The organism is Stieleria varia (assembly GCF_038443385.1).
Lineage (GTDB): Bacteria > Planctomycetota > Planctomycetia > Pirellulales > Pirellulaceae > Stieleria > Stieleria varia.
In genome coordinates, this window is the sequence record NZ_CP151726.1 from 4,309,062 (window position 1) to 4,326,855 (window position 17,794).

At 57.9% G+C, this 17,794-nt stretch carries 14 protein-coding genes; 3 read left to right on the forward strand and 11 right to left on the reverse strand.

What is annotated here, in order from left to right; translation table 11 throughout:
• Window positions 1–125: 125 nt before the first annotated feature.
• The 10 genes from Pla52nx_RS14515 to Pla52nx_RS14560 all read right to left on the reverse strand — a co-directional run bounded on the left by Pla52nx_RS14515 (window position 126) and on the right by Pla52nx_RS14560 (window position 13,548).
• Window positions 126–866 carry an NfeD family protein gene (locus Pla52nx_RS14515; RefSeq protein ID WP_146520978.1) on the reverse strand — a complete coding sequence of 247 codons (741 nt, stop codon included), beginning with the start codon at window positions 864–866 and terminating at the stop codon, window positions 126–128.
• A gap of 184 nt (window positions 867–1,050) precedes the next feature.
• On the reverse strand, window positions 1,051–3,195 hold the full coding sequence (locus tag Pla52nx_RS14520) for an NfeD family protein (protein WP_146520977.1): 2,145 nt from the start codon (window positions 3,193–3,195) through the stop codon (window positions 1,051–1,053).
• Between the two features lie 418 nt (window positions 3,196–3,613).
• Window positions 3,614–4,576, reverse strand: a complete 963-nt coding sequence (locus Pla52nx_RS14525; RefSeq protein WP_231742086.1) for a ParB/RepB/Spo0J family partition protein — start codon at window positions 4,574–4,576, stop codon at window positions 3,614–3,616.
• Window positions 4,569–5,315, reverse strand: coding sequence for a ParA family protein (locus Pla52nx_RS14530; RefSeq protein ID WP_146520975.1), 747 nt, complete (start codon window positions 5,313–5,315; stop codon window positions 4,569–4,571). Before Pla52nx_RS14530 ends, Pla52nx_RS14525 begins: the two co-directional genes overlap by 8 nt.
• 2,372 nt (window positions 5,316–7,687) lie before the next feature.
• Window positions 7,688–9,178, reverse strand: coding sequence for an RNA polymerase factor sigma-54 (gene rpoN / locus Pla52nx_RS14535; protein ID WP_146521285.1), 1,491 nt, complete (start codon window positions 9,176–9,178; stop codon window positions 7,688–7,690).
• Between the two features lie 320 nt (window positions 9,179–9,498).
• On the reverse strand, window positions 9,499–10,098 hold the full coding sequence (recR, locus tag Pla52nx_RS14540) for a recombination mediator RecR (protein WP_146520974.1): 600 nt from the start codon (window positions 10,096–10,098) through the stop codon (window positions 9,499–9,501).
• 5 nt (window positions 10,099–10,103) lie between these two features.
• Window positions 10,104–10,463, reverse strand: a complete 360-nt coding sequence (locus tag Pla52nx_RS14545) for a YbaB/EbfC family nucleoid-associated protein (RefSeq protein WP_146520973.1) — start codon at window positions 10,461–10,463, stop codon at window positions 10,104–10,106.
• A 385-nt stretch (window positions 10,464–10,848) separates the two neighbouring features.
• Complete coding sequence (locus Pla52nx_RS14550) at window positions 10,849–11,193, reverse strand: hypothetical protein (RefSeq protein ID WP_146520972.1); 345 nt, start codon at window positions 11,191–11,193, stop codon at window positions 10,849–10,851.
• A gap of 658 nt (window positions 11,194–11,851) precedes the next feature.
• Window positions 11,852–13,069, reverse strand: coding sequence for a RimK family alpha-L-glutamate ligase (locus tag Pla52nx_RS14555; RefSeq protein WP_146520971.1), 1,218 nt, complete (start codon window positions 13,067–13,069; stop codon window positions 11,852–11,854).
• Window positions 13,066–13,548 carry an ATP-dependent zinc protease family protein gene (locus Pla52nx_RS14560; RefSeq protein WP_146520970.1) on the reverse strand — a complete coding sequence of 161 codons (483 nt, stop codon included), beginning with the start codon at window positions 13,546–13,548 and terminating at the stop codon, window positions 13,066–13,068. The genes Pla52nx_RS14555 and Pla52nx_RS14560 overlap by 4 nt, the downstream gene beginning before the upstream one ends.
• 138 nt (window positions 13,549–13,686) lie before the next feature.
• Here Pla52nx_RS14560 and Pla52nx_RS14565 point away from each other — a divergent pair, with 138 nt between their 5' ends.
• Window positions 13,687–13,812 (forward strand): hypothetical protein, encoded by a 126-nt coding sequence (locus Pla52nx_RS14565; protein ID WP_261344252.1) that lies wholly within the window; start codon window positions 13,687–13,689, stop codon window positions 13,810–13,812.
• A 531-nt stretch (window positions 13,813–14,343) separates the two neighbouring features.
• Here the strand turns inward: Pla52nx_RS14565 and dnaX are convergent.
• The gene (dnaX, locus tag Pla52nx_RS14570; RefSeq protein ID WP_146520969.1) at window positions 14,344–16,287 is read right to left on the reverse strand and encodes a DNA polymerase III subunit gamma/tau; all 1,944 of its coding nucleotides are present in this window, start codon (window positions 16,285–16,287) and stop codon (window positions 14,344–14,346) included.
• Window positions 16,288–16,450: 163 nt separating this feature from the next.
• On the opposite strand from dnaX, the gene Pla52nx_RS14575 reads away from it, so the two are divergent.
• Entirely contained in the window at window positions 16,451–16,750 is a 300-nt protein-coding gene (locus Pla52nx_RS14575) for a hypothetical protein (RefSeq protein WP_231742085.1), read from the forward strand.
• 52 nt (window positions 16,751–16,802) lie between these two features.
• Entirely contained in the window at window positions 16,803–17,639 is an 837-nt protein-coding gene (locus Pla52nx_RS14580) for an SMC-Scp complex subunit ScpB (RefSeq protein WP_197454716.1), read from the forward strand.
• The last annotated feature ends 155 nt before the right edge of the window (window positions 17,640–17,794 follow it).

The following is a 17,794-nucleotide window of genomic DNA, read 5'->3' on the forward strand; positions in this document are numbered from 1 at the left end:
CTTGCACTGCCGTATGAACTAATGTCCCGGCCCGGAATGCTGGTGTCAAGCAAGGTGCGGGGTAGTGGCAACCCCGATCGCCATAATCGTCGTGGGAAATTGCCTGATTGACAGCGTCCGCTGCTCTATTCCAGCGAGTCGAGGTCCAGCGAGTCGAGCATGTTGGGCTGGGCTGGACGAGGCGACTCGTCCGGGGATGACTTGTTCGACGTGCTCGATTTGCTCGATTTGCTCGACGCGTTCGATGGGGACGACGTGCTCGACGTGGGTGTTGGTTGGTCCGAAGCAGCATCGACGGCGCTTGGCAACTCGCTGAGAAGTGAATCAGGCAAGTTTACTTGTTGATTTGCATCCGCGTCGGCCTGGATCTCGGACTCCATTGCGATGCGAACCCGGATCTTGCCAGCGTTGGTATTGACGACGACCACACGAGTACCCGCATCGATCGGGGTGCCCGTGCTGATGGCGTCCATTTTGTGCCCCGCGATCTCGATCAGGCCCGCTGGCAAGAGATCCGATTTGGCGACCCCGAGCATTCCCTCCAACTCCTTGAGCGGCCGGCCGCTGCGAGTGGTCCTTTCATCGTGCACGTGTTCTTGGCCGGGACGACGATTCAGGATCAGTTTCCCGAAGACCGTATTGGGCCAAATGCGTATGACGGTGATCAAAATGACGGGAGTGGCTGTCAGCACAAACGCTGTGATCGCGCCGCCGGCCAACGTGCTGTGTGTGAACCCGATGACGATGGCCATCACAGCGGTGATCGCGGCAGCGACTCCCAGCATCCCTGCCGTCGGGATGAAGAACTCGACAATCAGCAGGATGACGAAAAGGAACAGTAACCCGATCGCGTAGTAAAGCGGCATTTCGGCGAAGGGCTGGCGTGGGGAAATGTACGTCAGGCTTTCTAGCCTGACTCGGTCATGGAGGTTTCAAGTGGGAAAGGATACCTTAGATGGTAGTGGGAGTGTCAGCCTGGAAAGGCTAACGTACGAGGCGGGTGTGTCAGCCTGGAAAGGCTGACGTACATAGGGCTGACGTACGGGTTGGCTAGGTGATGGGTTCGACGATCACCCGTGAACCGAGGACTTCGAGGACTCGGATTTCCACGCCGGAGTCGACCATGGTGCCGTCACTGACGACTTGAATGATTTCGTCGCCAAACCTCGCTTTTCCCGAAGGTCGCAACGGTGTGGTTGTGTTTCCTGTTTTTCCCAATAAATGATTAAAGTCCACGAGCTTTTCTGCTTCGTTGACCGCCGCCGCATCGGGGGTTTCCATCACCAACGCGTTGAACAATGGGACGTGTGGAAAGAGCCAACGCATGAGCAAAAATCCGCCGAACAATCCCATTGTTCCACCGATCGCAACCCACAATCCCCGCGTCAACACTTCGATTTGATAGGTGTTCTTGGGAATCACAAACGTTTGACTCATCAGGACGATGGCCAGGATCGTCATCGCTAGGCCACCGATTCCGAACACGCCGAACCCCGGGATCACTAGGACTTCGATTGCGATGCAGATGATTCCAAGAAAGAACAAAACCAGCTCCAGCCACTCGGCCGTCCCCGCGAGGTATTTCATCCAGAAATACAGTCCAAAACAAACCAGGGAAATGAACCCTGGAACCCCCATCCCCGGCGCGTTGGCTTCCGATGACAGCGTGATGAAGCCCACGACCAACAGCAAGAACATCAGGCCTTGGGAACGCCCCAAACGTTCGACCCATCGCACCACGCCGCGGTCGGTCACCGGGGGCGGCGTTCCTGCCAAACCCATGCGTCGCGATGTATCGTCGAGGGAATCGCTGCGTCCGTCTGCCAGGCCCAGCTCGATCGCTTTATCGGCGGACAAGCCGATCGTCAAATCGATCAGCTCTCCTTGGTCCCAGCGATCCCGTTCCAAATCCGGCTCGTCCGACTCACTGACCAAGCCTTCTTTGGTTGCGTATTTGACGCGTCCGGTTTTCTTGTTCGTGAACCGATAGACTTCCAAATCACGGCATAGCAATCCACGAACCAAGGCCGGTGGACGCTTGGCCGAGACCGCAATTTGATCGATCAGTTCACGATAGTTGTCCAATTCCCCGACGCTGATCGTGTCTTGCCCGGGGCCTCCCAAAGTCGCATCCGCTTTCATCAACAGCGGCTTGCAAGCCATCGCGATCAATGCGGCGTCCCCGCGAGCTTCGTTCTCGATCAGCCCCGCAACGCTGCGGAGTGGCGGGCTGGGCGAAGCGAATGTGGCGGCCAAGAGAGCGCTCTCATCAAAGTCTCCTCCGCTGGAATCGATCGACAAGATCCAGGTGTTGATGTCGCCACCGGCCAGCGTCGCATCGAGATTACTTTGCCAACGTCGAACACGACTGGAGGAGATCGCACCCGAAATGTCCAGCATCACGCCTTTGGCTTCGCCCGCCACCGCGGTGTCATCGATGATGCTGGTCTCGGCCAAGTCCAAGATCTCGGCAACGCCCTCGAGGGAGTCGACAATGCCGGCCGCGATCTTGGTCGAACGCAACTGTTCGGCTTCGATCTTCAGCGAACTACCCGACGCCGACCAGACTTCCTCGCTCAACACGTCGCCCGATGAGCGTAGTTCTTTCAGTTCGTCGCCTGTGGCAAAGACCTGTCCGCCGCTCGTTTTGGACACCCAAGCGAGTTCCGCCCCGGGATCGACCAGCGCCGTCACGATCGCCGGCGGAAACAGACCGCGGCGGGCAGCGATGCTGCGGTAGCTCAACACGATCGTTTCGTCGGGAGCACTTTCGGCAGCACTGGCGTCGGTGAGGATCGCACCAGGCGCCAGGATCACGGTGTCGGAAGCCAGAATCGGTAGAACCGAGTGGCCGTTGACGGTGCCCTGCACATACGACGCGATCTTGAGCGCCCGAAGATCCGAGCCCGTCAAAGCGCGTGCCAATTTCAAGGCGTCCTCGAACGGCGTCGACTCGCCTCCCGCTGCGTCTTTTGCGTAGCGAAGAACGACCGTGATCCGCTCGCCCTCCGGGACCGATTTGGCAAGTCGCTCCAATTGCAGCAAAACATTGCTCGTCGAATCCGCCCCGAGAGGGACTGGGACATCGACCACATATCCCTTCTTGGCGTCCGAATCGGCAGCCAAGCAGGTGTCGACAGCGAGGAATGCCAGCATTCCTGCGATGAGATTGAAGATGACCGAGCGAAACCGCATGGATTGGCAGACCGGTAAGAGATTTGCGTCGGGGTAAGTTCTGCACGCAAGATTATAGGGCCAGAAAGCGGCCGAGAAGCGGCGCGCCGGAAATTAACCGACGGATGAGTCTGTTTGACCCGTGGTAGGTGGCGTAGGAGACGCAACCAGGCGGATGGGATCGCAGGGTTGAATGCCGCTGCCGCCTGCGCCTTCGGCTGCGGGTCAAACGGGGGTGCGTGAAGGTTCGTTTGACCCGTAGCCGCGGGCCTGGTGGCGTTCACGAAGCCCTTCGAGGCCCGTGGCTAGCGCCATCGGCTCACAGATCCTACGGAGTTCGACAGAGTCAGCAGTCTCCTTCGGCTGCCGTTATACGGGAGGCGGCACCCGCGTTTGGCGGCCCGGGGGTGCGCTTTCGACTTGGAAAGTCGAGCGACGATCAGCCGGCGACGCGGAGTTGCGGCCGGGTGTTTTGGCTCATGATGTCGCGGAGCCGTTCGAACTCGTCGGCGTCGCTGAAGTGGATCGTGATCTTGCCGCGTCCGCGTGCGGAGCTTTTGATCTCGACTTTGGTTCCAAACACCATCCGCAATTCTTGCTGCATCGCTTCGATGTGTGGCGAAGGCTGACGGCGTTTTTGGCGAGTCGCGTTAACGACCTTCTTGCCGGTCTCCGCGTCCTCCTCGGCCTTCAACATTTCGGCGACCAACGTCTCGGTACCGCGAACGCTGATTTGATCTTCGATCAGCTTCTGCGCCGTTCGCAACTGAACTTCCTCGTCACCGATCGGCAGCAACGCACGTGCATGGCCGGCGGTCAGTTCACCGGCTTGCAGCAAGTCCAGCACCGGTTGCGGCAGTTCCAGCAATCGCATCAGGTTGGCGATCGTGCTGCGGTCGATGCTCAGGCGGCGTGCCAAGTCATCTTGTTTGCACTGGTGTTCATCGATGTAGCGTTTGAAGGACAACGCCTTTTCGATCGGGCTGAGGTCTTTGCGTTGTAGATTCTCGATGATCGCCAACTCGGCGACCAAGCGATCATCGGCCTCGCGCACTTCGGCGCGGATCGTTTTCAATCCCGCGTGGATCGTCGCGCGAAGACGTCGTTCGCCGCTGATCAGTTGATACTTGCCATCGACCACGCGAACGAGGATCGGCTGCAGTTGCTGATGGTTCTTGATGCTTTCGGCGAGCGATGCGATCTCGTCGGGATTGAATTCTCGGCGCGGCTGGAACGGATTGTTCAGGACGCTTTCGACGGGCAATTCCAGTGCTTGGATGCCGCTGGCGGAGGCAGCGGATGCTGAGTTGTCGCTGACCGGCGTGTCATCGAACTCGGTCCCCAACAATGCGGCGAGCCCTTTTCCCAAACGTCGATCTTTTCCGGTCGTTGTACTAGTCACGCTGGAGCACCTCCATGCACAGCTGGGTGTAAGCAAAAGCGCCGCGCGATCGCGGTGCATACTGAAAAACAGTTTGGCCGTGACTGGGAGCTTCGCTCAGCGAAACGTCCCGGGGCACGACCGAATCAAATACGATGTCGCCAAAGAACTCGCGGACTTCCGTGTCCACTTCACGCGTGAGTTCCAACGACGGATCGTACATGGTCAACAAGATCCCGCCAAAGGTCAGACGACCATCAGTGGCGACGATCACTTTCTTGATCACCTTGATCAATTGGGTCAGGCCTTCCATGGCGAAGTACTCGCACTGGATCGGCATCAATACTTCAGTGCTGGCGGACAAGGCCGTTTGGGTCAGTTCGCCCACGCTGGGTGGGCAATCGATCAAGACAAAGTCGTAGTGATCGATGACGCTGTCGATATGTTTTCGCACTCGCGTTGTTTGTTGGTCGTCGCCGTGGGCGAGCAAGTCGACATCTTGGAAACTGCGGCTGCTGGGCAGGATCGCAAGGTTTTCGATGTGCGTCGTTTCGATCGCCTCCTGGCACGCCACGTCTTTCACCAAGGCATGCCCGTCAGACGGTTTGTGGCCCAAGGACGTGGTTGCATTGCACTGCGGGTCCATGTCCAACAGCAAACATCGCTGTCCAGACATAGCCAAGGCGGCAGACAGGTTGACGGCGGTGGTGGTTTTGCCAACGCCTCCCTTCTGATTGACCACGCAGAGAATCCTTCCCACTGGAGCCACTTTCCACAATCGAGTCTTGGCACCGTACTGATCAGACAGTTGTGCCGCACGGAGGGGAAGTTAGGTGAGAGAGGGTTGGTGAAACAAGATCGGTTTCACAAGAAACTGGGGTTGACACGGAAGCTAGGAGGAATGGTGGCTCTGGCGTCGAAACTCCTGGTAATGGGATTCGCCAGAATTCCCTCTCGCTGAACGTGTCTGGTGATGGCTGGCCGCTGAGGTGCCGCTCGCTATCGACTTGGAAAGTCGAGCGACGATAGTCGTTCGACCCTCCGAGTCGAAAACGGAAACGAAGCGTTTGGGTCTCGTGACCGGGCGTTTGCCAACACATTCGGTTTGACTTGCCCGGCGGCGGCTTCAGGTGATGGCCGGCCGCTGAGGTGCCGCTCGCTATCGACTTGGAAAGTCGAGCGACGATAGTCGTTCGACCCTCCGAGTCGAAAACGGAAACGACGCGTTTGGGGCACGCGACCGGGCGTTTGTCAACACATTCGGTTTGACTTGCCCGGCGGCCGTGTCTGGTAATGGCTGGCCGCTGAGGTGCCGCTCGCTATCGACTTGGAAAGTCGAGCGACAATAGTCGTTCGACCCTCCGAGTCGAAAACGGAAACGAAGCGTTTGGGTCTCGTGACCGGGCGTTTGCCAACACATTCGGTTTGACTTGCCCGGCGGCGGCTTCAGGTGATGGCCGGCCGCTGAGGTGCCGCTCGCTATCGACTTGGAAAGTCGAGCGACGATAGTCGTTCGACCCTCCGAGTCGAAAACGGAAACGACGCGTTTGGGGCACGCGACCGGGCGTTTGTCAACACATTCGGTTTGACTTGCCCGGCGGCCGTGTCTGGTAATGGCTGGCCGCTGAGGTGCCGCTCGCTATCGACTTGGAAAGTCGAGCGACAATAGTCGTTCGACTCTCCGAGTCGAAAACGGAAACGAAGTGTTTGGGTCTCGTGACCGGGCGTTTGTCAACACATTCGGTTTGACTTGCCCGGCGGCCGTGTCTGGTGATGGCCGGCCGCTGAGGTGCCGCTCGCTATCGACTTGGAAAGTCGAGCGACAATAGTCGTTCGACTCTCCGAGTCGAAAACGGAAACGAAGCGTTTGGGTCTCGTGACCGGGCGTTTGTCAACACATTCGGTTTGACTTGCCCGGCGGCCGTGTCTGGTGATGGCCGGCCGCTGAGGTGTCGCACGCTATCGACTTGGAAAGTCGAGCGACAATAGTCGTTCGACTCTCCGAGTCCAAAACGGAAACGAAGCGTTTGGGTCTCGTGACCGGGCGTTTGTCAACACATTCGGTTTGACTTGCCCGGCGGCCGTGTCTGGTGATGGCCGGCCGCTGAGGTGCCGCTCGCTATCGACTTGGAAAGTCGAGCGACAATAGTCGTTCGACCCTCCGAGTCGAAAACGGAAACGAAGTGTTTGGGGCTCGCGACCGGGCGTTTGTCAACACATTCGGTTTGACTTGCCCGGCGGCCGTGTCTGGTGATGGCCGGCCGCTGAGGTGTCGCACGCTATCGACTTGGAAAGTCGAGCGACAATAGTCGTTCGACCCGCCGAGTCGAAAACGGAAACGAAGTGTTTGGGGCTCGCGACCGGGCGTTTGTCAACACATTCGGTTTGACTTGCCCGGCGGCGGCTTCTGGTGATGGCCGGCCGCTGAGGTGCCGCTCGCTATCGACTTGGAAAGTCGAGCGACAATAGTCGTTCGACCCGCCGAGTCGAAAACGGAAACGAAGTGTTTGGGGCTCGCGACCGGGCGTTTGTCAACACATTCGGTTTGACTTGCCCGGCGGCCGTGTCTGGTGATGGCTGGCCGCTGAGGTGCCGCTCGCTATCGACTTGGAAAGTCGAGCGACAATGGCCGTTCGACTCTCCGAGTCGAAAACGGAAACGAAGTGTTTGGGGCTCGTGACCGGGCGTTTGCCAACACATTCGGTTTGACTTGCCCGGCGGCGGCTTCTGGTAATGGCTGGCCGCTGAGGTGCCGCTCGCTATCGACTTGGAAAGTCGAGCGACAATAGTCGTTCGACTCTCCGAGTCGAAAACGGAAACGAAGTGTTTGGGTCTCGTGACCGGGCGTTTGTCAACACATTCGGTTTGACTTGCCCGGCGGCCGTGTCCGGTGATGGCTGGCCGCTGAGGTGCCGCTCGCTATCGACTTGGAAAGTCGAGCGACGATAGTCGTTCGACCCTCCGAGTCATAAACGGAAACGACGCGTTTGGGGCTCGCGACCGGGCGTTTGTCAACACATTCGGTTTGACTTGCCCGGCGGCCGTGTCTGGTGATGGCTGGCCGCTGAGGTGCCGCTCGCTATCGACTTGGAAAGTCGAGCGACGATGTTCAAGGATGAGACGGCAGGCGGCTTACTTTTGGGTCAGAGACCAGTCTTTGCGTTGGCGGCTGCTTTGGATGCCCATTCGCTTTCGGTACTTGGTGACCGTTCGGCGGGCGACGGTCATGCCCGCCTTTTTCAGTTCATCCACCAGCTTTTCGTCGCTGTAGGGATCCGCCTTGTCTTCTTTGTCGATCAGCTCCTGCAGTTTGATACGGATGGTGGCCCAAGCCACATCGTCTCCGTCCTCCGTCTGTGTGCCGCCGACAAAGAACTTTCGCAGGGGCAGGATGCCACGCGGGGTCTGCATCCACTTGTCGTCCACCGCTCGGCTGACGGTCGTGACGTGCACGCCGACCTTGTCCGCAATTTGCTGCATCTTCAACGGTTCGATCGCCTCGGGGCCTTCGTCAAAGAACTTGCGTTGGTGCTCCACGATTGCTTCAGCGACCTTGGTCAACGTGCTCCTCCGCTGTTCGATCGAGTCGATCAGCCACTGCGCACCGTTGATCTTTTGCTTGATGAACTCACGTTCTTCCGTCGAGCAATTCGGGTCCTGCAAACGTTGGCGATAGTACTCGCTGATGAAAAGCGTCGGGACGCGATCGTCGTCCAAGCGGACCTTGTACTCGCCGTCTTCGTCTTGTTCGAGCACGATGTCCGGCGTCACGTTGGGGACATGCGTCTCCATGAACGCGGCGCCCGGCTTGGGGTTGAGCCCTTGCAATTCGTCTCGAACGGTTTGAATCAACTCGATCGAGTAGTTCGTTTTCTTGGCGATTTGTGGCAATCGGTTGGCCGCCAGGTCTTCCAAGTGCGACGTGATCAACGTCTGCATTTCTTCGAAGTGCGGAAAATCGGGGGCAAGCTGTTTTAGCAAGCACTCGCTCAGATTGCGGGCCGCGATGCCAACGGGCTCGAGCGACTGGACCACCGCCAAAGCTTCTTCGGCCAACACCAAATCGGCTTCGGTGTGATTGGACGGCAGCAAGTCGGCGAGCGGCGTTCGCAAATATCCGCCGTCACGCGCATCGAGTACGCTGATGATTCGCTCGGCAAGCTTTTCGATGCGGTCGTCGATGTCCATCTCTGCGAGTTGGTGCAGCAGGAAATCGTTCAGCGACTCGGGACGCGACTGGGCGTTGGCCATCAAGTCGTGGCGACGATCCGCGTCGTCTTGCATTCCACCGGCTGATCGTCGGAACGAATCGTCGAAGGTGCTCGGTAGCTCGGCGATCATGTTCTGAAGACGCTCGAAGTCCTCGCTGTTGTCACTGTTGTCGTCGACAACGAGTTCCTTCTCGTCTTCGCTGCGAGTGTCATTGGAGGGGGCCTCCAACTCGGTCTCGCCAATCGTATCACCCTCCTGGAACTCCAGCAGCGGATTCTCGTTCATCTCCTGCTCGATGCGTTCCTGCAGTGCCAGCAGTGGCAACTGGAGGATCTCCATGGATTGGATCATCCGTGGAGCGAGTTTTTGAGTTTGGATTTGACGGGCTTGGAGGCCCATCGACATACGCATTCCACTCATGGCATCGGCTCAAGTGAACTGACATTGCGGACGGTCTGAATTGACATGGCGATGTTTTTGCAGCGCCCGCTGCAAAAACCGTTCCGACTGATGAGATCATACCGCACGGAGCAAGTCTTGTCTCAATTCATCTTTGGAAACGGAGCAGACCGGGCGTGAGGACGTGCCGGGAGGGGTGGATTAGGAAAACATTGCGGTGGCAAGGAAATGCCAGCAATGACTCGTCTGCCGGGACAAATAAGACGCCAACAGGCGGATTTCACCCCCGTTTGACCGGCAGGCGTATTCGTAGGAGACACGACCAAACAGCGCTAGAACTTCTGGCGGCCGGTCAGGGCGTCGGCGATCATTTCTCGGTTGGCGTATTCCAGGACGCTGCCGGCCGTGATGCCTCGGGCCAAGCGTGTGATCTGGACCGGGAATTCGCTGAGCAGATTGGAGATGTAGAGCGATGTCCCGTCGCCTTCCACGGTCGGATTGGTTGCCATGATGACTTCGACAAAATTGCCCGTGCGGACTCGATCGATCAGGGAGTCGATGGTCAGTTGGTCGGGGCCAATTCCGTCCAGCGGTGCGATGCGACCGAGCAAAACGTGGTAGACACCTTTGAAAGCCTGAGACTGTTCCAAGCTCATCAGGTCACGAGGCTGCTCCACCACACAGAGTCGTGTGGCGTCCCTGGAGTCGTCACTGCAGATCGCGCATCGCGAGCTTTCACAGAGGTTGAAGCAAATGCTGCAGTACTGAACGTCCTTGCGAACTTTACGGATCGCATCGGCCAAAGCCAATGCCTCCGCTTCGGGGACCCGCAGTAAATGAAATGCTAGCCTTTCTGCGCTTTTGCGACCGACACCTGGCAAGCGACCGAGCTGATCAACGAGCTCGGAGACGGCACCTGCGTGTTTGTTCATCCGGCTCAGCCATTCCCAGTCATGGAGCTGATCATCCCCTCGATACCCGGTATGTTCAGGTTCATGTCGCTGGCCATTTCACGGATGGCTTCGGCGTAGCGTTGTTTGGCGGCCGCGCCGGCTTGGTTCGTTGCGTCCAAGACGGCTTGCTCGATGACGTCTTTTTCCAGGTCATCGGATCGGATCGAGACCGATTCGAGCTTGCCAACGCAGGTCATCGTGACAGAGACGTTTCCGCAGCTTGAGGAGGCGCTAACGGTTTCCAATTGCATGCGAGCATTCAGCTCTTGCATCCGCTGGGGCAACTCCTGAAAGGCTCCGACCATCGAAGCGATATTGCCGAGATTTCCCAATCCTTTGAACATCGAAGCTCACTAACGTCGTAGAGGGGCGAATGAAATGCGTCTTTCAAGCAATCACGTTCAGGTGACCGCGACGCCCCATGATAGCGAGGAACCAAGTCCACGTCAGCCGCTGGCTGGTGAATGGATGAGATGATTTCGGGGTGAGCAGTATGCAGAGATTGCACTAGTGCATCGTCCGGTCTTGATTTTGGGGTTAGCCGTTTTGGCGTTAGCCACGGTTGTGTCACGAAAACCGTGGCTAACGCCAAAACGGCTCATCTACCGAACCCACGTTCTAAGACTGGACTTATCTTCAGGGTAGTGGATCTTGTTAAAGATCCTGTAGCGGTGGGATCTTTAACAAGATCCACTACGGCAAACCCTAACTTTTAGCTGTCCCCGACCACTAGGCGGCAACGCGTTGCCCGGTTGGGTTGAACTCGGCGCTGTTGCTTGATGGGGAACGCGTGCCTCTGAATGCGGCGCGGACGCTCAAAACGATCATCGTGAAGGTCGCCAAAATGAGTGCCCCGCAGGCGTAGGTGACCGTTTGTTTTTCCACGAGGCTCAATCCTTGAGAGTCAGCGGGCTCATTCCAAGCCATGAAGCAAACGCAGGCCAAGACCGCAACAAAGATGCTGCCGCCCAACAACGGCGTCAGAATACCGGCCAATGCTTTTTTCTCATCCTTGGACAACGCAAAGGGAGGAGGATCTTGAGCCACGCGAATGGCGGACGGATCAAATTTCATTGGAGTCAGGCGTGGGGATTTCGGAACGGGTGGCAGTTCGAGAAAACGCTAGGTTACTCACAACAAATCGGCATGATCTGAACTGTGAGGGAACACCCCCAAAAAAGATTCGCCTGGTGCGAATGAATCGATTATCCGCACCCCGCAAAAATTGCCGGATAAGCATGTACGGTAAACATGAAGGGCAAGATTCGTTGTGCAGGCGATCTGATCAAGCCGGCCCAAGCTTGCCGATCTCGCGTTGAAGCGTTCTCAGCAAGTGAACCATAGAATGCTCCGCGCCACATCGTTCGTCAATGTTTTTTTAGCCGTGACAACTCGCTGCCCAAGGGGGGCGGTGGCAATCCACCCTGTCTGCCCAGACGTAGATCGGTCGCTCATGACCCGCATTCGTCACTCGGCTGGGCAGAAGTTTGGGGTTGACATTGTTTTTTCAGTCCATTTTTTTGTTCCATGCATCGCAATCAGAGTGAGCCTCAGGCGCTAGCCGTGGGCCGGCACCACAATCCGCCTCAGGCCCACGGCTAGCGCCTGAGGCTCACTGGGGGCCACTAGCTGCGCCGGCAGCCCACGGCTAGCGCCTGAGGCTCACTGGGGGCCACTAGCTGCGCCGGCAGTAGGGACATAATAATCAATCACCCGCATCAGTCATCCGCGCCTAGGCGTCCGCTTTGGCTTCGTAGGGGGTGGTCAAGACTTCCGTTTCCAGCTGCTGCACCTTTGGTCGTCGTCTTCGTCTTGCTTTCTCGGGGATCATGCCCCGCATATGCTCGAGTTTTCCAAAGCACAGCAAGCGGTCGTTGGGTTCCAGCGTGCGTTTGAGCCTCGGGTTGGGGATCACGCTGCTGCCACGATAAAGTGTCAGCACATTGATGTCTTTTTCTGGCAAGCCGGACTCGTCGATGGACTTGCCGATGAACTCGGAGCCGTCCGGGATATGAATTTCGGTGACGCCGTAGCCGCTGCTGACGGTCAACCGTTGGCGAATATCAATTTCTGAAAAGTCAACGCGGGCTGCCGTGTAATCGACGATCGCACCGGCGATGTCCAGTTGTGTGCACGTCTCGATGCCTTGTAATCCGGGTGATGAATTGATCTCCAGGACTTGGGGGCCGCTGTTGGTTTCCAGCATGTCAACACCGGCAACGCGGAGGCCCATGATTTGAGCGCAGCGAACGGCGGTTTCGCAATAAGTTTCGTCGAGGATCACACGCTCGGTTTTTCCACCACGGTGTACGTTGCTGCGAAACTCGTTTCCTTGAGCTGTGCGTCGCATGGCTGCGACGACGTGGTCACCGACCACAAAGGCGCGAACGTCACTGCCGCGTGCTTCGGAAACGAATTTTTGAACCAAGACGTTCTGTCGTGTGCTGTGAAGTGTCTGGATGATCGCTTCGGCGGTCTTGACCGATTCGGCCAGAATGACGCCGACTCCCTGCGTGCCTTCGAGCAATTTGATGATGATCGGCACGCCGCCGACGCGTTCGATGGCGGGCAAGACATCCCGTTTTTCACGGACAAAGACCGTGTCGGGGATGCCGATTTGGTGTCGGCTCAGAATCTGCATCGATCGCAGTTTGTCACGCGAGTTGGAGATTCCAGCGGATGACGCGGTGGTGAAAGCGTCCATTTGTTCAAACTGACGCACCACGGCGGTGCCGAAGTACGTGATCGAGGCACCGATCCGCGGCACGATCGCGTCATAGTGACTCAATTGTTTGGACCGATAGTACAAGTCCGGCGAACCGGGCTCCAAATCGATCGAAAATTTCAGCGTGTCAAGCACGCGGACTTGGTGTCCGCGGTTGACTGCGGCTTCCTTTAATCGACGTGTGCTGTAACAGTTTTTGCTGCAGGAGAGTATCGCCAGCTTCACAACTTTTTCCTTTTTTTGATTCGGCCACCCAAAAACGAACGTCCCGGGTCGACCGAGAGTCTGCCGCGAAGTGCTTCGCGGCCCAACAGCATCCTGAATCCCATCTTTGAACGATCAGCCAGTGTCAGTTCCACTTCCCACTCGGATCGTTTCCATCGTACGGTCGTGACAATCACAAACCGCGTGCTGACTTGACCGCTCGAACTTCGCACGCTGCGGATGTCGTGGATAGGAGCGACGCACTGCGCAACGTGGCTTTTGGATCGCTGAACGGGATGAACGTTGAACTGGATACTGGGGACGCCATTGATTTCGATTTCGCAAATGTTGAACGCATCCAAACTCGATGAACGCGCTCCGGTATCGATCTTGGCTTTGATCGGTGGCAATCGCAACGATGGCAGCATCACCCATTCCCGCCAACCGATACACGGCAGTAAGCGGACGTTCGGATTGATCAGTGGATTGCCTTCGGTCATGTTGTAATCGAGGACCGCGAATCAGACGCAAACAAGGCATTCATTGCAATCGGGATGTACCGCCGGGAGACCCCGATTGCTGACGATTTGCTCAGCGTAAAGAAATGGGGCGTGCTGCGATAGGTGAGGAGACGCGGCGTGCGATCTGCACCCTTCGGGATCGGCAACGCCGTGAAGCATTTTGATTACGGAAACGCGGGACATATCAGCACGAAATCAGGCTGCGCCTATCAGCCGGCACGCGATAGCGGCGTGTTGATTTAGTCGTAGGTTGGCCACTCTTGGCCGACATTCAATACACGGGCGGGCAAGAGTGCCCAAGCTACATTCGTTGTTTCCCCACGTCCCGAAGGGGCCGAACATGAAAGCCCAGGGCAGAGCGCAGCGCCGCCCTGGGTAACCGAACACCCGATTACAACCACCTCGCCCTGGAAGGGCAAACACCGTTCTCAATCCCAAACGTACGGTTCGTCAAGCTCAATTTCTCGTCGGGAAACACGCTGTGACGCCCACTTCGGGGCTTGGGGGGCAATGACGCAAAACACCCCAGGGCGACGCTGCGCTCTGCCCTGGGCTTTTATGTCATGTCCCTTCGGGACGGAATCCACTACGTCCCTTTGGGACGAAAGTAGTCCCCACGGCCCAAGTCCCCATCGCCACGAGGAAAGGACGTAAAATAAGTGTCTTGTCTCTTTGCAAAAATCACGCGGAGCGATGATTGCTACTTGGATTTCGCGTCACTTATTTTCCGCACGTCTCGAAGAGACGCTGCTACGTGGCGAAGGGATGTTCGTTTCAATAGGGTTGATCGATCTTCACCACTTCGGCACCGAACGCTTCCTTGCAAGCCTGCACCATCGGGTGCGATTCGATCTGACGCATCCGGTCCAGTTTTTCTTTGCCACTGAGCTTCTTTGCTTGGGCTTTGGGGGCCACAACGGGGTCGCTCGGTGCGCCGGCGGCCAGGGTCAAGTTCACCGGGTGGCCCACGATCGAAGTCAGTGCGTGAGCCAACGACGATTTGTGCTCGGGGGCTTCCACGCGTCGCAAAGCCATCGCGCCGGCGGGGAAGGTCAAGCGGATTTCGCGTTCGCCCACCAATTCGACTTTGCTGGCCATCGCGGCAAGCGTCGCCGTCAGCGTTTCCACGTGTTGCAATGCAGTTTGCCAGACTTGGGCAATCGACTGCTGGTTCAGTGATTGCTTTTCCCCTTCGTAGGTCGGCAAGCTGGCCGTGGCGACCGCATGTTCGCTCGCTGTTGGTTGTGCCGATGTACCGGTTGCCGAAACCGTTGATGCGCCCGCTGCGGAACCTGTCATGGAGGCGGCCGGGGCGGCAGCAAACGCCGGCTGGGGCGTCGGTGGCTTCGCTCCCTGCTCGTCGTTGGCAGACGGCAGATGCGGCGGATTGATCGTTTTTTCCGCAGCCGCATGGGCGACCGCGGCCGGTGTCGGGTTGGGGCCAGTCGTGTTGGGACCGGTGGATGAATTGCTCGTTGAGGGGACGCTCGCAGTTGGGGCGTCCGACCTGGTTGAGTTAGCCGTTAAGTTTTTTTTTTCGAGACTGTCGCCAGCTGCTTCGGCCAAGTTCGCGATGGCTTGCAAGTCCGGCAAGTGGCAGATTTGAATCAGCGTTGATTCCAGCAGCACGCGTCCGTAAACGCTGTGCCGAATTCTGACCAGGACGTGATCGATCAGACCGACCACAGCCAAAACGGTTTGCAGGCCCCATTGGTCGCCGAGTTGTTTCAGCTCGGCGTGCATTGCGACGGACGTGTGCCGCTGCAAGGATTCGTCGCAACCGACTGTGACGGCCATCAGGTCACGAAAGTAACCCAGCAGTTGTTCGGCGATCCGGCCGGCATCCACCCCCGCATCAATGGCTTCGTCCAACTGGCGGAGGGCCGACGGTGCGTCGCGTCCGGCCATCGCCAACGCCAACGCGTGCAGTCGTTCATCATCGGCGGTGCCGAGCATCGAGTGGACATCGGCGGCGGTCAAACGGCCGCTGCTGAAACTGAGCACTTGTTCCAGCAAAGACTGACTGTCACGCATCGAACCGGAGGCGCGTCGCGCGATCAATTCCAACGCCGCATCATCAGCTTCGGCATTCTCGGCGGTGATGATTTCCCGCAGACGGCCGACGATCTTGGGGACTTCGACGGGTGCGAAATCGAAACGTTGGCAGCGACTGAGCACCGTGATCGGCAGCTTTTCCGGATCCGTCGTGCAGAAGATGAACTTCACATGTTCGGGCGGCTCCTCCAGCGTCTTGAGCAGCGCGTTGAACGCCGCGCCGGTCAACATGTGGACTTCGTCGATGATGTAGATCTTGTATCGCGATCGACTCGGTCGCACACCGACGTTGGCACGCAGGCTGCGGATTTCGTCGATCCCGCGGTTGCTGGCACCATCGATCTCGATCACATCGATGTCTTCGCCCGCGTCGATGGCTTGCGCGACATCGCTGTTGTTGTCGGGTGTCGCGGTCGGACCACCGGGGTCATTGAGTGCTTTGGCAAAGATCCGCGCGGTGCTGGTTTTGCCGACCCCGCGCGCGCCCGTGAACAGATACGCGTGACCGACACGGCTTGTCTCGATCGCGTTCTTGAGCGCCTGTCCGACATGTTCTTGGCCGACCAACTCGCTGAAACCGCGTGGACGGTAGCGGCGGGCGACGACCACGTAGGACTGGTTGGATTTACTGGCGGTGTCGTTCGGATTCGCGGCGTCAGGCATGGTGCTGTGGTTCGGCGGCGTCGATTGGATCGGGTGGATTGGGCTAACGAGTGGGTTTGGTATCCTACACGACAAAGCCACGTTAGCGGCAGTATGCAGATGCGGTTGGTGAAGGGACTCCGCGAGTCGGCAAACCGTCTTATTTCATTGCGATTTTTGATCCATGGCAAGCCGTTCCGAATCATCCACCGAGCCTTGTAAACTCTGCCAACGCAGGACTTTACGTGGCACGACCGAGCATCATTTGATTCCGCGGATGTGCCACAGCAACAAATGGTTCAAAAAGAATTTTTCTCGCGATCAGATGCGACAAACGATCTCGGTTTGCCGCGATTGTCACGGCGCCATCCACCGCTACATTCCCAAGCAAAAAGTGCTGGGTAGAGACTTCAACACCGTGGAAAAACTGTTGGCACACGACGAGTTGGCCAAGTTCGTCCGCTGGGTCAGCAAACAAGTCTGAATGCTCCGAAAGCACTTGTCCGCTCCGGCCCGGATGCGTTATGCAGTGGATCATGGCCAAATCCGCCCCCGAATCTGACGACAAAAACGAATCCCCGGCGGAAGAAAACTCCTCCGACAGCGAACCCGATTTCGACGATCCGTATGCCGATGTCGCCTACTCCGAGGAATCAGCAACTGACGGGCAATCACTCGAGCTTGGCGAATTTTCGCTCGATGATCTCGGGGCCGCTTACGCTCGGGCCGCTGCCGCTCACGACCCAGAGAGTTTTGTCGCCCCCCCCGAACTGGAGCCGGCCGAAGAGGGCGAGGAGGTTGAAAATGCAAGCGACCTGGTCGACGACGTGGGGATGGGGGTCACTCCGGAAGGAATCGTGGAGGCGGCTCTGTTCGTCGGTCACCCCGAGAACAAGCTGTTCAACGCCGCCCGCTTGGCATCCTTGATGCGCGATGTCACCGAAGAAGAAGTCATCGAGATCATTCAAACGCTCAATGAGTCGTATCGGCAAGCCGGTCAGGCGTTGCGGATCGTGGAAGAGGAAACCGGGTATCGGATGACGATTGCGCCGGCGGCCGAGAGCATTCGGCAGTCATTTTTGGGCAAGGTCCGCGAAGCCAGATTGTCGCACGGGGCGATTGAGGTTTTGTCGCTGGTCGCCTACCAACCTGGCATCACCGCCCAAAAGGTTCAAGATCAGCGGGGCCAGGAGAGCGGCAGCCTGCTCAATCAGATGGTTCGCCGCCGTTTGCTGGAACTGAAACGCGAAACGCCTGCCGAAGGCGGCCGGAAGGTGCCACATTACTATGTGACCGAGCGTTTCTTGATTCTTTTCGGCCTCGATTCCCTGGACGATTTGCCGCAGGTGGAGGAAAGCCTCTGGGAAGGCTGATCGTGGGGGCCGCCCCCCGCATTCAATGATTGTACAAATTGCTACAATCAGGCTTGGCATTTGCACCGCGCGCAAATTTTGGACGGATTGCTCGTGATTTTAGCAATTTCACCTGCCAAAGGTTGAGGCGGCGTGCGAGGTTAGCGATGCGGGCT

Bases quoted from the DNA above. Each gene is read 5' to 3' on its own strand.
- Pla52nx_RS14515 (WP_146520978.1), bottom strand. From the start codon at position 866: ATGCCGCTTTACTACGCGATCGGGTTACTGTTCCTTTTCGTCATCCTG.
- Pla52nx_RS14520 (WP_146520977.1), bottom strand. From the start codon at position 3,195: ATGCGGTTTCGCTCGGTCATCTTCAATCTCATCGCAGGAATGCTGGCA.
- rpoN (WP_146521285.1), bottom strand. From the start codon at position 9,178: ATGCGTATGTCGATGGGCCTCCAAGCCCGTCAAATCCAAACTCAAAAA.
- recR (WP_146520974.1), bottom strand. From the start codon at position 10,098: ATGAACAAACACGCAGGTGCCGTCTCCGAGCTCGTTGATCAGCTCGGT.
- Pla52nx_RS14545 (WP_146520973.1), bottom strand. From the start codon at position 10,463: ATGTTCAAAGGATTGGGAAATCTCGGCAATATCGCTTCGATGGTCGGA.
- Pla52nx_RS14550 (WP_146520972.1), bottom strand. From the start codon at position 11,193: ATGAAATTTGATCCGTCCGCCATTCGCGTGGCTCAAGATCCTCCTCCC.
- Pla52nx_RS14560 (WP_146520970.1), bottom strand. From the start codon at position 13,548: ATGACCGAAGGCAATCCACTGATCAATCCGAACGTCCGCTTACTGCCG.
- dnaX (WP_146520969.1), bottom strand. From the start codon at position 16,287: ATGCCTGACGCCGCGAATCCGAACGACACCGCCAGTAAATCCAACCAG.
- Pla52nx_RS14575 (WP_231742085.1), top strand. From the start codon at position 16,451: ATGGCAAGCCGTTCCGAATCATCCACCGAGCCTTGTAAACTCTGCCAA.
- Pla52nx_RS14580 (WP_197454716.1), top strand. From the start codon at position 16,803: ATGGCCAAATCCGCCCCCGAATCTGACGACAAAAACGAATCCCCGGCG.